Consider the following 13,142-nt stretch of genomic DNA (forward strand, 5'->3'; position numbering starts at 1 on the left):
GGCGCGCGCTCGCGACGCCCGGCGCCAGCGGGTCCTTCGAGGCCAGTATCGAAACGTCGAAAAGGCCGGTCAACGCGCTATATTTTCACGATCGCATTACATTAAGTGATGCGACGGACGGGCGCGACGATGACCGTGACGCCGACGCATTCGACTGGGCGGAAAGGCGGGCCGCATCCTTCAATGCTGTTCGAAGTGGGACGGGAGACGGCGATTGCGCTGACGCGGTGCGTCACCGCACCGGAAGTTCCTCGCGCAACCAGTCGATCAATTGCGTGACCGCTGGCGTCAACGAACGGCCGTGAGGCACGATGACGAAATAGGCGTCGCTCGTCTTGCACGATCCGACCGGTATCCGGACCAGTTCGCCGGTTGCCAGCAGGTCGTGCACGAGCCGGCTCCAGCCGAGCGCGACGCCCTGTCCGTATCGGGCCGCCTGTATCGCATCCGTGTAGAGGGTGCAGCGCAGCGCGTAGTCGAGCTTCGGCGGGCGGTGACCGACCGAGCGGAACCACGCTTCCCAGCCCATCCAGCCTTCGGACGTCGAGTCGGATTCGATCAGCGGAAGCGCGCCGAGCGCCTCGACAGATTCGGGCGTTCCGTTTTCCTTGAGGAAGGCCGGCGAGCAGACCGGAAACACTTCCTCGTCGAACAGCAGGATCGAGGTTCCGTCCGCCCATTTTCCGTCGCCATAGCGCACCGCGACGTCGACTTCCACATGACGAAGGTCCGCGGTAAACATTTGGGTCGTCAACCGCAGCTTCAGGGGCGGATTCAGGTGCTTGAGCTTGGGCAGCCTCGGCAGCAGGCGGAACTGTGCGAACGATGCGGTCGCCGCGAGCACGAGCTCCTGCTGATCGGCGCCCGTCGACAGACGGTCGAATGCGCCGGCGATTCGCTGCATCGATTCAGCGACGGCGACATAAAGCATTTCGCCTTCGTTCGTCAGCGAGATCGAACGATGCAGACGATGGAAGAGGCGCACGTCGAGCGTTTCCTCGAGGAAACGCACTTGCCGGCTGACCGCTGCCTGGGTCACGCCGAGTTCGGCCGCCGCGTGCGTGAAGCTGCCGAGGCGGGCGACTGCTTCGAATTCCACCAATGCGGTCAGCGACGGCACAATCCGCCGGTAACCTTTTGTTGCTTTCGTCATGTGAGTCTGATTCTCGTGCGGCCGGGGCGAATCGTGCGTCTCCGAATTGTACTGGTCAAGGCGCCGATGTTGCGATGCGGACGCGTATCGAATCGTGAGTTTCCGCCGGGCAAATCCGGGTTAACCAAGGGGCCGACGGTGCGCGTGTTCTTGCATAACACAAAGTAATGCGAACGAGAAAATATAGCGCGTTGACGGGCCAAATTGCCCCTCCAATACTTCGCTCAAAGTCTGAAAAACGCCCAGCGAAAATCAACCCCATTGGAGGATCCGATGTCTGTCATTCCGCTCAAGACCCACCGCGAACTGCTTGACAGCCGCAAGCCCGGGCACGGGCTGCCGGCCGGGCTTCTCGGTCGGCAGGATGTGTTCGAGACGGACGTCGAAGTATTCTTCGAGAAGCTCTGGATCTTCGTGGCCGTGACGGCCGACGTGCCGGAGCCGGGCGACGTCTACGCGGTCGATATCGGCAAGTCGTCTATCCTGATCGTGCGCGACGACGACGAGAACATCCGCGCGTATCGCAACGTGTGCCGCCACCGTGGCGCGCGCCTGATGAAGAGCGCGACGAAAGCGACGGTCGGCATGCTGGTGTGCCCGTATCACCAGTGGACGTACGACCTGGACGGCAGCCTGAAGCACGCGACGCACATGGGCAAGGATTTCGACACGAAGTGCCGCAGCCTGATCCCAGTTCACGTGAAGGTGGTCGGCGCGCACGTGTTCGTGTGCCTCGCCGAAGAAGCGCCCGCGGATTTCTCGAAGCTCGAGACGGTAATGGCGCCGCGATTCGCACCGTACGACATGCAGCGCACGAAGATCGCGCACGAGATGACGATCGTCGAGAACGGCAACTGGAAGCTCGTGATGGAAAACAATCGCGAGTGCTACCACTGCGGCGGTACGCACCCGGAGCTCACGCAATCGTTCCTCGCGCACGACTTCGGCTTCTGCCCGGATGGCCAGAGCGAGGAATCGCTGCGCGACTACGACGCCTATCTCGCCCGCAATGCCGCGCGCAGGAAGGAGTGGGAAGAGGACGGCTATATCTGCGAGGCGTTCGAATCGGTCGACGAGAGTGTCCAGACCAATTTCCGCACGCAGCGGCTCGTCATTGCCGGCGCCTGCGAATCGCAGACGATGGATACCAAAGTCGCGTGTACGAAGCTGCTCGGCGATCTGCCGCGCCGCGATCTCGGCGACGTGCATATGTGGACCCATCACTCGTGGACGCACGTGATGAGCGATCACGCGGTTGTCGCGTACATCCTGCCGATCGCGCCGGACAAGACGGTCGTGCGCACGGTGTGGCTCGTGCATGCGGATGCGGTCGAAGGCGTCGACTACGACGTGAAGACGTTGACCGAAGTCTGGGTCGCCACGACCCGTCAGGACGCCGACCTCGTCGGGATCACGCATAGCGGGACGCAGGACCCCGCCTATGTCCCGGGCCCGTATTCGACCTACACGGAAGGCGCGCTCGAACAGTTCGCACGTTGGTACGACGCGCGTCTGAAGGCTCACGGCATCTGAGTATCGTCATGAAAGTCAGAGAGAGCTTTTGCATGTCCGATCCGGCCACCGCGGCCACGGATCGTTTCTCGGATCCCGCTACCTGGGAGCGCGCGGACGTCCGGTGGGACAGCAGCGAACACAAGACGCTGGTGTGCTGTCGCGTGCGGGACGAGACGCACGACGTCCGTACTTTCGTGTTCAGTGCGAAGGACGGGCGCCCGTTCAGCTTCGAGCCCGGCCAGTTCGTCACGGTGTCGGCGGATGTCGACGGCGTGGCGGTCAGCCGCTGCTATACGGTGTCGTCGCCGCCGACGCGGCCGTACACGTTATCGATCACGGTCAAGCGCACGCCCGGCGGCGTGATGTCGAACTGGCTGCACGCGAACATGCGGCCCGGCGTCGAGTTGCGCGCGTTCGGCCCGTCCGGCGTCTTCACGCCGGCCTCGGGGCCGGCCGAGAAGGTGCTTTACCTGTCCGCCGGCTCCGGCGTGACGCCGCTGATGTCGATGACGAGAGCGGCGATCGACCTCGGACTGAATCGCGACATCGTGTTCGTGCACAGCGCGAGAACGCCCGCCGACATCGTTTTTCGCGACGAGCTCGAGCGGCTGAGCGGTGAAGCGGACCGCCTCAAGGTGATCTTTATTTGCGAGGCCCCGGGATCCGAGCCGGACTGGCGCGGGCCGACTGGTCGACTCAGTCTCGAGCTGCTGCGACAGCACGTTCCGGACTATCGTGACCGCGAAGTCTTCACGTGTGGCCCGTCGGGCTACATGGACGCCGCGCGGGCGCTGCTCGCGCAGGGCGGTCATGATCCCGCCCGCTATCACCAGGAGAGCTTCAACTTCGCCGAAACGGTCGAGCCTGCCGCGGACACGGCCGGCGTGCCGCCATCTTCGGCCGAGGCGGGCGTTCGCACGTATACGGTGCGCCTTGCCAAGTCGGGCAAGATCTTTCCGATGACCGGCACGGAGACGGTGTTGTCGGCCGCGCGCAAGGCCGGCGTCGCGCTGCCGTCGTCGTGCAGCCAGGGCATTTGCGGGACCTGCAAGACCGCGGTGCTCGACGGCACCGTCGACATGCAGCACAACGGCGGTATCCGTCAGCGGGAAATCGACAAGGGGCTGCGCCTGATGTGCTGCAGCCGTCCCACGTCGGATCTCGTGCTCGATCTATAGCGGCGGTCGTCCCGGCGCGCGCCGATCTCGATTCGGATCCGCACGCGCCGCGCGACACCGGCCGCCCGGCCCTTCTTCCGGCTTTGCACCGTGTCCGATACCCCGGCTTTCCTCGCTTCGCGCCCGCGCCATTTCGGTTTTCTGACGTTGCCGTCGTATTCGATGATCGCGTTTTCGCACGCGATCGAAGCCCTTCGCGTGGCGAACTACGTGGACCGTACCGAACACTATCGGTGGACGGTATTCTCGATCGACGGCCACCCTGTCGAAGCCAGCAACGGCATCGCGACGCGGCCCACGCAGGCGCTCGACCTGTCCGCTCAGCTGCCCGACGTGATGATCGTGTGCGGCGGCACGCGGATCCGCGAGATGGTCGATGCGCGCACGCGGCACACGCTGACCGCGCTTGCCGCGCGACGGATCGTGATGGGTGCGCTGTGCAGCGGCGCGTACGCGCTGCTGGCGGCCGGCCTGCTCGACCGCTACCGGTGTGCGGCGCACTGGGCCGACCTTTACGCGCTGCGTGCCGAGTTTCCCGACGTCGAGATTACGGACGAGCTGTTCGTGATCGATCGCGACCGGATCACGTGTACGGGCGGCGTCGCGCCGATGGACATGATGCTGACGCTGATGTCGAGCGATCTCGGTCCGCATCTCGTCGTCGACGTGTCGAAGCATCTGGTCGTCAGCCGGCTGCGCGGCATGAAAGAACCGCAGCCGATGCCGGTATGCGCGCGTCTCGAGTCGACGCGCGAGGACCTGGTCGAAGCGGTAAAGCTGATGGAAACCAATGTCGAGGAGCCGCTTTCTTTTCCCGAGATCGCGCGGCTGGTCGGGCTGTCGGCACGGCAGTTGCAGCGCGTGTTCAAGGAGTATCTGAATGTGTCGCCGCGCGACTATTACCGAAGTGTTCGCCTTCGGCACGCACGGGCTCTGCTGCGCCGCGGCAACGATTTGGTCGGCGATGTGTCGGCGCGTTGCGGGTTTTCGTCGGCGAGTACGTTCAGCAAGGCGTATCGGAAGGAATTCGGCCATGCGCCGACCGTCGAACGCCGCGCGCCGGGGTACTCCGCGCAATGACGATGGTCGGGCGGCCGCACATGTCGAGGCGGCGCAGGCTGCGAGGCAGGTCCGGCCGCGATCGTCCGGCTGCCGGCAGGATGGCGGCCTGCCGATCTTCGATCGATCGGCGCTTCTTCGCGAATTCCCGCTCCCCGTTGGAAGCGGCGCTCTCGCGTATTCGACCGACCGAAAATGCCGGCGCAGGTTATCGGCGGCCCATCGGCAGTTGCCGCGCGAATTGCGTACACTCTGAGTCTCGTTTCGGCGGGGCCGGGCGTTCCGGATCCGGTCCGCGTTCACTCAGGGCACGAAGATGATCGATTTACGCAGCGATACCGTGACACGTCCGAGCCAGGCGATGCTGGCCGCGATGACTGCCGCCGAAGTCGGCGACGACGTATGGGGCGACGACCCGACCGTGCTGCGCCTGCAGGCCGCCACGGCCGAGCGGGCCGGCAAGGAAGCCGGCCTGTTCTTCCCGAGCGGCACGCAGAGCAATCTGGCCGCGCTGATGGCCCATTGCGAACGCGGCGACGAATACATCGTCGGCCAACTCGCGCACACGTACAAATACGAAGGCGGCGGCGCCGCGGTGCTCGGCAGCATCCAGCCGCAGCCGATCGAGAACGCACCCGACGGCACGCTGCCGCTCGCGAAGATCGCCGCCGCGATCAAGCCGCTCGACAACCATTTCGCGCGCACGCGCCTGCTCGCGCTCGAGAACACGATCGGCGGCCAGGTGCTGCCGGAAGGCTACGTGCACGAAGCCGTCGCGTTTGCGCGCAGCCGCGGCTTGTCCGCACACCTCGACGGCGCGCGCGTGTGCAACGCGGCCGTCGCGTCGGGCCGCTCGATCGCCGCGCTGTGCGCGCCGTTCGATACCGTGTCGATCTGTTTCTCGAAGGGGCTCGGCGCACCGGTCGGTTCGGTGCTGGTCGGCAGCCGCGCGCTGATCGAGCGCGCGCAACGCTGGCGCAAGGTGCTCGGCGGCGGGATGCGGCAGTCGGGCATTCTCGCGGCCGCGTGCCTGTACGCGCTCGACCACAACGTCGAACGTCTCGCCGACGATCATGCGAACGCCGCGCATCTCGCCGAAGGGCTCGCGCGCATCGAACCGGTGAAAGTGCTGTCGCACGCGACGAACATGGTGTTCGCGCAGTTCCCCGAAGCCGATTGCGCGCCGCTCGAGGCATGGCTGAAGGCGCGCGGAATTCTGACGCAGATGCTGTACGCGTCGCGCTTCGTCACGCACTGCGACGTGTCGCGTGCGGACATCGATACGTTCGTCGAAGCGGTCGGTGCGTATTTCGCGCAGCGTCGCGCGTGAAACGAAATGCGCCGGCCGGCAGAGCGCCGGCGCGACAGGGCGCGAAGCAGGGAACGGGTGTGACGGGGCGATGCGGTGCCCCGTCTTTCGATTCGGCGCGGGACGCGTCGATCACGCTTGCCGCGGCGTGTCGACGGGCGGCGTGCCGTCGTGGAAGAGCGCTTTCAGCTGGGTGCGGAGTTCGGCGTTGTCGGTGTGCTGATGGACCGATACCGCATGCTGGACGGCGGCCTCCAGCAATTCGTTATCGGAATCCGCGGAAATCGCGACCGAGCAGTGCATCGCGCTGGGAAACTCGCGGCAGTCGATATAGCGGCGGGACATGATGTTCTCCTTGCAGAACAGGGAACGGCCGGGTAGGCATCGTCGGTCGCACGGCGCGTTCGCGCGGCCGATGCAAAAAGTATAGGCGGCGCGGCCCGGTTTCCCGACGTGTCCCGTGCGGCGGTGAACGCTGTGTCGAGCGTTCGTCGCGGATCAGGGCAGCGGCGCGAGCAGCCGGCGCGCCGCTTCGACGACGCGCGCGGACAGCGACGCCATCGTCGGCGACTGCACGGTCCACGCGTGCCAGTACAGCGTGACGTCGGTCGGATGCGCGGGCGCGAGATCGACGAGCTTCTGCGCGGCGAGCGGCGCGTCGCCGATCAGCGGCTCCGGCACCATCGCGTAGCCGAGCCCGTGCCGCACCGCCGCGAAATGCGCGTGCGTGCCCGGCACGTAATGGCACGGATATGCGCCGGGCGGCAGCCCGAACCGCTTTTCCAGAAACGACGACTGCAGCGTGTCGCGCCGCGAATACGCGACGACCGGCGCATCGCGCGCGCTCGTGCGCGTGAGGCCGCGCGGAAACCAGCGCGCGGCGAACGCGTCGGCCGCGAGCAGCCGATAGCGCATCGTGCCGAGCGGCGTCGCGACGCAGCCGCGCATCGGCTTCGGCTCGGTCGTCACGCAGCCGACCGCCATCCCGCTTTCGAGCAGCGCGAACGTATGATCCTGATCCTCGACGATCAGCTCGAACAGGATGCGCTCGCCCGCGAGCACCGATGTCAGCGCCGGCAGGAACCACGTGCCGAGGCTGTCCGAGTTCAGCGCGATCGTGACCGAGATCGGCGTTTCGCGTTCGGTCGCGAGCGTACTTTGCAGGTCCGCCTGCAGCAGCGCGACGCGGCGCAGATGCTGCAGCACGCGCTGCCCGGCGACGGTCGGACGGCACGGCCGCGTGCGCAGCACGAGCGGCGTGCCGAGGCTCGCTTCGAGCGCGCGCACGCGCTGCGTGATCGCCGACGCGGTCACGTGCAGCCGCACGGCCGCTTGCTCGAAGCTGCCCGTATCGGCGACGGCGAGCAGCGCGGCGGCCTGCTTCGGATCGATAGTCAGCGACATGTCGACGAAATTCCTCTGAACGCGAACGGAACGGCCCGTAGTGTAAGCGAGCCCCCGATCGACGGTCGCCCCGTGCGCGTCGTGCACCGCCACCGCGGCGGCGCGCGCGTTTTGACCTACGCTAGAGAGACGCGCCATGCGACGGAGCCATTCCGATGATCTTCCGGCAACTCTTCGACCCGCAATCGTCTACCTACACGTACCTGCTCGCCGATCCGGCCGCGCGCGAAGCGTTGCTGATCGATCCGGTCTTCGAGCAGGTCCGCCGCGACGCCGCATTGCTCGACGAGCTCGGGCTGCGGCTCGTCGCGACGATCGACACGCACGTGCATGCGGATCACGTGACGGGCGCGTGGCTGCTGAAGCAGCGCACCGGCAGCGCGATCGCGATTTCGGCCGACAGCGGCGCGCAGGGCGCGGACCGTTATCTGCGCGACGGCGATCGCTGCACGTTCGGCGGGCGCTACGTGACGGTGCGCGCGACGCCCGGCCACACGAGCGGCTGCATCAGCCTCGTGCTCGACGACGAATCGAAGGCGTTCACCGGCGACTGTCTGCTGATTCGCGGCACGGGCCGCACCGATTTCCAGCAGGGCGACCCGCGCGCGCTGTACCGCTCGGTGCACGGCCGGCTGTTCACGCTGCCGGCCGCGTGCCTGCTGTATCCGGCGCACGACTACCGCGGGCTGTCGGTGACGAGCGTCGCCGAGGAGCGGCGCTTCAACCCGCGGCTCGGCGGCGACCTGAGCGAGGACGACTTCGCCGGCTACATGCGCAACCTCGGGCTCGCGCACCCGCGGCAGATCGACGTCGCGGTGCCCGCGAATCTGCGCTGCGGCATCGCGGCGAGCGCGCCCGATGTACGCGACGCCGCTGACTGGGCGCCGCTCGCGTACACGTTCGCCGGATTCTGGGAAATCGATGCGCAGTGGCTCGAGGATCATCTGACGGCGGTGCAGATCGTCGACGTGCGCGAACCCGACGAATTCACGGGCCCGCTCGGCCATCTGCCGGGCGCGACGCCGATCCCGCTCGGCGAACTGGCCGCGCGCGCCGGCGAACTCGCGCGCGAGCGGCCGATCGTCACCGTATGCCGCGCGGGCGGGCGTTCCGCGCAGGCGACCGTGCTGCTGCGCAACGCCGGCTTCGACCGCGTCGCGAATCTTGGCGGCGGCATGCTGCGCTGGCGTGCCGAAGGGCGCATCGTGACGGACGGCCGCGCATAGCGGCGGCGCAGCGCACGGCTTTCGTCGATGAGGGCGCCGATGTCGAATCGGCGGCTCGCCGATCGTCGTCACGGTATCGACCTGCCGCGCCGCACGACGCGGCGCCATCACCGGAGAGACGCACGATGCTGCCGACGCTGTATGCCCACCCGTTTTCGTCCTACTGCCAGAAAGTGCTGACCGCGCTGTACGAGAACGGCACGCCGTTCGACTATCGCGTGCTCGCGCACGACGATCCGGCGCCGATGCGCGAACTCGCCGCGCTGTGGCCGATGAAGCGCTTTCCGGTGCTCGTCGACGCGGGGCGCACGCTGTTCGAGGCGACGATCATCGTCGAGTATCTCGACCTCAACCATCCTGGCCCCGTGCGGCTGCTGCCCGACGATCCGCATGCGGCGCTCGACGTGCGCATGATGGATCGCTTCTTCGACAACTACGTGTCGACGCCGCAGCAGAAAATCGTGCTCGACGCGCTGCGTCCGCCGGGCGAGCGCGACGCGCGCGGTGTCGCCGATGCGCGTGCGATGCTCGACACCGCGTATGCCTGGCTCGACGCGCGGATGGCCGATCGCGAATGGGCGGCCGGCGACCGCTTCAGCCTCGCCGACTGCGGCGCGGCGCCGTTCCTGTTCTATGCCGACTGGACGCATCGGATCGATCCGTCGTTCGCGAACGTGATCGCGTATCGACAGCGGCTGCTGGCGCGGCCGTCGTTTGCGCGGGCGGTCGACGAAGCGCGGCCGTACCGGCCGTTCTTTCCGCTCGGCGCGCCCGATCGCGACTGACGCCGCCCGCGCGGCACGCGGCCGCGGTGGCGGTGGCGGTCGCGGCAATCGACGCGCCGTCCCTGCGCTGCGCACGGCGCGCCGCGGCCGCGAACGGCCGGCAGCGCGTGCGCGTTGGTCGGAAGGTCGGCGGTAGCATCGTGCGTCCCGCGCTACATCGCGTGTGTCGCGGACTGCGCGAGCGTCAGCAGTTCGTCGAACTGCGTGATCAGCTCGAAGCAGAGCAGGAACGCGAGCGTGTAGGCCGGCGCCGGAAAACGCCGGATCGCATGCAGCACCTGCGGCGCGAAGCGCGCGCGGATCGGATCGCGCGTCAGCAGCCACGTGATGGCGATGCCGATCGCGGCGCCCGCGAGCAGATCGGTCGGGTAATGAAAGCCGAGATAGGCGCGCGGCACGCAGATGAACACGATCGTGTAGAGCAGCGCGAACACGCCGATGCGGCGCGCAATGATGAAGATGCCGGTCGCGATCGCCATCCACAGCATCGCGTGATCGCTCGGGAACGAACTCCAGTTCTGCAGCGTGGCCGCGCGCAGGCCGGCCGACGGAAAGTGCAGATGCAGGTCGGGGTTGTAGATCGGCCGCACGCGGAACGGCAGCGCGTGCGCGAGCACGCGGCCGGTGGCGAGCGCGAGGAGGCCGCCGGCGACCGTCGCGACGACGTATTCGCGCTGCCGCTCGCGCTCGGGGCCGGGCTGGAACCACAGCCAGCACAGCACCGGAATCAGGATGAAGCCCTTGAACGTGTAGAGCCCCGCGATCACGCGCACCGCATGATTCGCGAGCGGGCTCAGCGTGATGTGGGTGAGGAAGGTCTGAATCGTCGTATCAAAATCGTTCATGTTCTGCGACGCCGGCGGGCGCGCAGCGCATCGCGCGCGACCGGCGGAATCAGGAAGCGCGCTCGCAGCGGAGCGCAACGGGGGGCAAGTATGTCATCCGTAATTTCGAAGAAAATGCGAAAAAATACCGGGATTCCCCTGAGGGATCGCGCTCCTCCGACGGGGCCGGACCGCGCGGCGCCGTGCGGCGGGGCGGCCGAAATGGTCGGATGAATGCGCCCAAGTCGCCGCGATCGGCGAAAAAAATCGGCAGGAATCCGATGCGTCAAAAAACACTGGCGCCGCGCGGGCCGACAGCGTGTGCCGGCCCGCGCGGCGCCCCGCGAAGCGCGCTTATTGTCGCCACATGCGAACCGCGAGCGCGGCGAGCGAGGACGCGACGGCCAGCCCGATCACTGCGTTCCAGCCCAGTTGCGCGAGCAACAGACCGCCGAGCGCCGCGCCGGCCGCCATGCCGATGAACATGCCGACGAATAGCACGGCGTTCAGGCGGCTGCGCGACGCCGGATCGATCCGGTACACGATCGCCTGGTGCGCGATCAGCGTCGCCTGCACGCCGAGGTCGAAGCCGATCGTCGCGGCCGCGAGCAGCGCGAGCTGCGCGTGCGCCGGCATCGCCGGTGCCGCGGCCATCGCGGCGAACGACAGCGTCGCGATCCCGATCCCGATGCGGGTCACGTGCTCGGGCCCGTGACGGTCGGCCAGCCGTCCCGCGATCGGTGCGGCCAGCGCGCCGGCGGCGCCGGCAAGGCCGAACGCGCCGGCGGCCGCGCTGCCGAGGTGAAACGGCGCGTCGTGCAGCGTGATCGCGAGCGTCGACCAGAATGCACTGAAGCCGATCGCCAGCAGGCCTTGCGCGAGCGCCGCGCGGCGCAGCGCCCGATGACGCTGCCAGAGCTCGCGCAGCGAGCCGATCAGCGCGCGATACGGCAACTGCGTGGTGGGCGCGAAGCGCGGCAGCCCGCGCGCGGCGACGATGCCGATCGCGGCGACGCTCGCGGCGGCGAGCGCGAACATCGCGCGCCAGCCGGCGGTTTCGGCGACGAATCCGGCCACCACGCGCGACAGCAGGATGCCGAGCAGCAGCCCCGTCATCACCGTGCCGACGATGCGGCCGCGGTGCTGGTCGTGCGCGAGCGTCGCGGCGGCCGGCACGACGTCCTGCGCCATCGTCGCGGTGAGGCCGATCGCGAAGCTCGCCGCGAGCAGCAGCCCGAGCGACGGCGCGACGGCCGCGAGCAGCAGCGCGACGACCAGTGCGGCGGCCTTCGCGACGATCACGCGGCGCCGATCGAAGCGGTCGCCGAGCGGCGCGAGCAGCAGGATCCCGAGCGCGTAGCCGAGCTGCGTGAGCGTCGGCACGAAGCCGATCGCGCGGGCCGACGCGCCGAGATCGGGGCCGAGCGCGCCGAGCATCGGCTGCGCGTAATAGAGCGGCGCGACGCCGAGGCCGGCCGCCGCGGCGAGCAGCAGAACCAGACGGCGACCGGGCAGCGACGAAGCGGCGGCGTGGGCGGCAGGCCGCGCGTGCGGCGCGGCATCGAGACGGTGCGGAGTAGACATGGTGGGCGTCCTCGGTGGTGGAAACACGATGGACGCGAGTGTGACCGCGCGGCACCCGCGACGGTAGTAGCGTGCCGCGCAGACTTGTTATACGTTTCGCGTATGACCGCAAAATCCCATGACTCCCGCGACGCACAAGGCGCTTCGCACATTCCGACGGTGCCCGTGGACGGCGCCGGCTATCGTTTCGAGCTGATGGAAACGTTCGTACGCATAGTCGAGGCCGGCAGCCTGTCGGCCGCCGCCGCACAGATGCACACGACGCAGCCGACGGTCAGCCGCCGGCTGCAGGCGCTCGAGCGCTCGCTCGGCGTGCGGCTGCTGCAGCGGACCACGCACGCGATGCGGCTAACGGTCGACGGCGAACGCTGCTTCACGCGCGCGAAGGAACTGCTCGCGCACTGGGCGGCGTTCGAAGCCGATCTGCGCGGCGCACAGGAGGAGCCCGACGGGCTGCTGCGCGTCGCGGTGCCGCACGCGTTCGGGCAGGAGCGCTTCGTTGCGCCGCTCGCACGGTTTCTGCGCGACTATCCGCGCGTGTCGGTCGAATGGCTGCTGCAGGACGACGTGCGCGATTTCGTCGGCAGCGGGATCGACTGTGCGATCCAGGTCGGCGAGCCGACCGACCCGGGCGTCGTCGCGATCCGGCTGACGAAGGTGCCGCGCTTCGTCGTCGCTGCGCCGTCGGTGCTGAACGGCGCGGACGTGCCGGCCGATCCGGACGCGCTCGCCGCGTTGCCGTGGCTGGCGCTGCGCACGTACTACCGGACCGAGCTGACGCTCACGCACGCCGTTACCGGCGACACGCGGCGCATCGCGATCCGTCCGCGCATCACGACCGCGAACCTGTACGCGCTGCGCAGCGCGGCGCTGCTGGGCGTCGGTGCGTGCGTCGGGTCGTCGTGGATGCTGGCCGATGACCTCGCGCGCGGCGATCTCGTGCATCTCGCGCGCGACTGGCAAGCCGCGCCGCTGCCCGTCTACATCACGTATCCGCACGCGCAGTTCTATCCGTCGCGGCTCGTGCGGTTCGTCGCGATGATGCGCGATGCGGTGCCGGCGCTCGTCGAAGGGCGCGACGCGTAGCGGAGCGGGCCCGCGGCCA

General features: G+C 68.1%; 12 protein-coding genes. 7 read left to right on the top strand and 5 right to left on the bottom strand.

Annotated features, from left to right (window positions below; translation table 11 throughout):
* Positions 1-232: 232 nt before the first annotated feature.
* Positions 233-1,153, bottom strand: a complete 921-nt coding sequence (locus tag BCR55_RS22010) for a LysR substrate-binding domain-containing protein (RefSeq protein WP_006406669.1) — start codon at positions 1,151-1,153, stop codon at positions 233-235.
* 273 nt (positions 1,154-1,426) lie between these two features.
* On the opposite strand from BCR55_RS22010, the gene BCR55_RS22015 reads away from it, so the two are divergent.
* The 4 genes from BCR55_RS22015 (at position 1,427) to ltaE (ending at position 6,235) form a co-directional block, all read left to right on the top strand.
* Positions 1,427-2,686, top strand: a complete 1,260-nt coding sequence (locus tag BCR55_RS22015; RefSeq protein WP_006406670.1) for an SRPBCC family protein — start codon at positions 1,427-1,429, stop codon at positions 2,684-2,686.
* Positions 2,687-2,718: 32 nt separating this feature from the next.
* Positions 2,719-3,846, top strand: coding sequence for a hybrid-cluster NAD(P)-dependent oxidoreductase (locus BCR55_RS22020; protein ID WP_006406671.1), 1,128 nt, complete (start codon positions 2,719-2,721; stop codon positions 3,844-3,846).
* Positions 3,847-3,936: 90 nt separating this feature from the next.
* Complete coding sequence (locus tag BCR55_RS22025) at positions 3,937-4,926, top strand: GlxA family transcriptional regulator (protein WP_006406672.1); 990 nt, start codon at positions 3,937-3,939, stop codon at positions 4,924-4,926.
* Positions 4,927-5,221: 295 nt separating this feature from the next.
* Complete coding sequence (gene ltaE, locus BCR55_RS22030) at positions 5,222-6,235, top strand: low-specificity L-threonine aldolase (protein ID WP_006406673.1); 1,014 nt, start codon at positions 5,222-5,224, stop codon at positions 6,233-6,235.
* Positions 6,236-6,346: 111 nt separating this feature from the next.
* Here the strand turns inward: ltaE and BCR55_RS22035 are convergent, their stop codons facing one another.
* Positions 6,347-6,559 (bottom strand): DUF1059 domain-containing protein, encoded by a 213-nt coding sequence (locus tag BCR55_RS22035; RefSeq protein ID WP_006397330.1) that lies wholly within the window; start codon positions 6,557-6,559, stop codon positions 6,347-6,349.
* Between the two features lie 153 nt (positions 6,560-6,712).
* Positions 6,713-7,618 (bottom strand): HTH-type transcriptional regulator ArgP, encoded by a 906-nt coding sequence (locus BCR55_RS22040; RefSeq protein ID WP_006411702.1) that lies wholly within the window; start codon positions 7,616-7,618, stop codon positions 6,713-6,715.
* Positions 7,619-7,773: 155 nt separating this feature from the next.
* Here BCR55_RS22040 and BCR55_RS22045 point away from each other — a divergent pair, with 155 nt between their 5' ends.
* A complete protein-coding gene (locus BCR55_RS22045; RefSeq protein ID WP_006411701.1) occupies positions 7,774-8,844 on the top strand; it encodes a rhodanese-like domain-containing protein in 1,071 nt (356 codons plus the stop codon).
* A gap of 125 nt (positions 8,845-8,969) precedes the next feature.
* Positions 8,970-9,629: a glutathione S-transferase family protein gene (locus BCR55_RS22050; protein WP_006406676.1), complete on the top strand. Its 660-nt coding sequence runs from the start codon at positions 8,970-8,972 to the stop codon at positions 9,627-9,629.
* 152 nt (positions 9,630-9,781) lie between these two features.
* Here BCR55_RS22050 and BCR55_RS22055 read toward each other — a convergent pair whose 3' ends face one another.
* Positions 9,782-10,474, bottom strand: a complete 693-nt coding sequence (locus tag BCR55_RS22055; protein ID WP_006406677.1) for a phosphatase PAP2 family protein — start codon at positions 10,472-10,474, stop codon at positions 9,782-9,784.
* 333 nt (positions 10,475-10,807) lie between these two features.
* The gene (locus BCR55_RS22060; protein WP_065495924.1) at positions 10,808-12,037 is read right to left on the bottom strand and encodes an MFS transporter; all 1,230 of its coding nucleotides are present in this window, start codon (positions 12,035-12,037) and stop codon (positions 10,808-10,810) included.
* A gap of 102 nt (positions 12,038-12,139) precedes the next feature.
* Here BCR55_RS22060 and BCR55_RS22065 point away from each other — a divergent pair, with 102 nt between their 5' ends.
* Positions 12,140-13,123 carry a LysR family transcriptional regulator gene (locus BCR55_RS22065; RefSeq protein WP_065495926.1) on the top strand — a complete coding sequence of 328 codons (984 nt, stop codon included), beginning with the start codon at positions 12,140-12,142 and terminating at the stop codon, positions 13,121-13,123.
* Positions 13,124-13,142: the final 19 nt, after the last annotated feature.

Source organism: Burkholderia sp. CCA53, assembly GCF_001685525.1.
Classification (GTDB): Bacteria; Pseudomonadota; Gammaproteobacteria; order Burkholderiales; family Burkholderiaceae; genus Burkholderia; species Burkholderia multivorans.

Excerpts from the sequence above, each read along its gene's own strand:
- BCR55_RS22045 (WP_006411701.1), top strand. The coding sequence starts at position 7,774 with ATGATCTTCCGGCAACTCTTCGACCCGCAATCGTCTACCTACACGTAC.
- BCR55_RS22060 (WP_065495924.1), bottom strand. The coding sequence starts at position 12,037 with ATGTCTACTCCGCACCGTCTCGATGCCGCGCCGCACGCGCGGCCTGCC.
- BCR55_RS22040 (WP_006411702.1), bottom strand. The coding sequence starts at position 7,618 with ATGTCGCTGACTATCGATCCGAAGCAGGCCGCCGCGCTGCTCGCCGTC.
- BCR55_RS22050 (WP_006406676.1), top strand. The coding sequence starts at position 8,970 with ATGCTGCCGACGCTGTATGCCCACCCGTTTTCGTCCTACTGCCAGAAA.
- BCR55_RS22065 (WP_065495926.1), top strand. The coding sequence starts at position 12,140 with ATGACCGCAAAATCCCATGACTCCCGCGACGCACAAGGCGCTTCGCAC.
- ltaE (WP_006406673.1), top strand. The coding sequence starts at position 5,222 with ATGATCGATTTACGCAGCGATACCGTGACACGTCCGAGCCAGGCGATG.
- BCR55_RS22055 (WP_006406677.1), bottom strand. The coding sequence starts at position 10,474 with ATGAACGATTTTGATACGACGATTCAGACCTTCCTCACCCACATCACG.
- BCR55_RS22015 (WP_006406670.1), top strand. The coding sequence starts at position 1,427 with ATGTCTGTCATTCCGCTCAAGACCCACCGCGAACTGCTTGACAGCCGC.
- BCR55_RS22035 (WP_006397330.1), bottom strand. The coding sequence starts at position 6,559 with ATGTCCCGCCGCTATATCGACTGCCGCGAGTTTCCCAGCGCGATGCAC.
- BCR55_RS22020 (WP_006406671.1), top strand. The coding sequence starts at position 2,719 with ATGTCCGATCCGGCCACCGCGGCCACGGATCGTTTCTCGGATCCCGCT.
- BCR55_RS22010 (WP_006406669.1), bottom strand. The coding sequence starts at position 1,153 with ATGACGAAAGCAACAAAAGGTTACCGGCGGATTGTGCCGTCGCTGACC.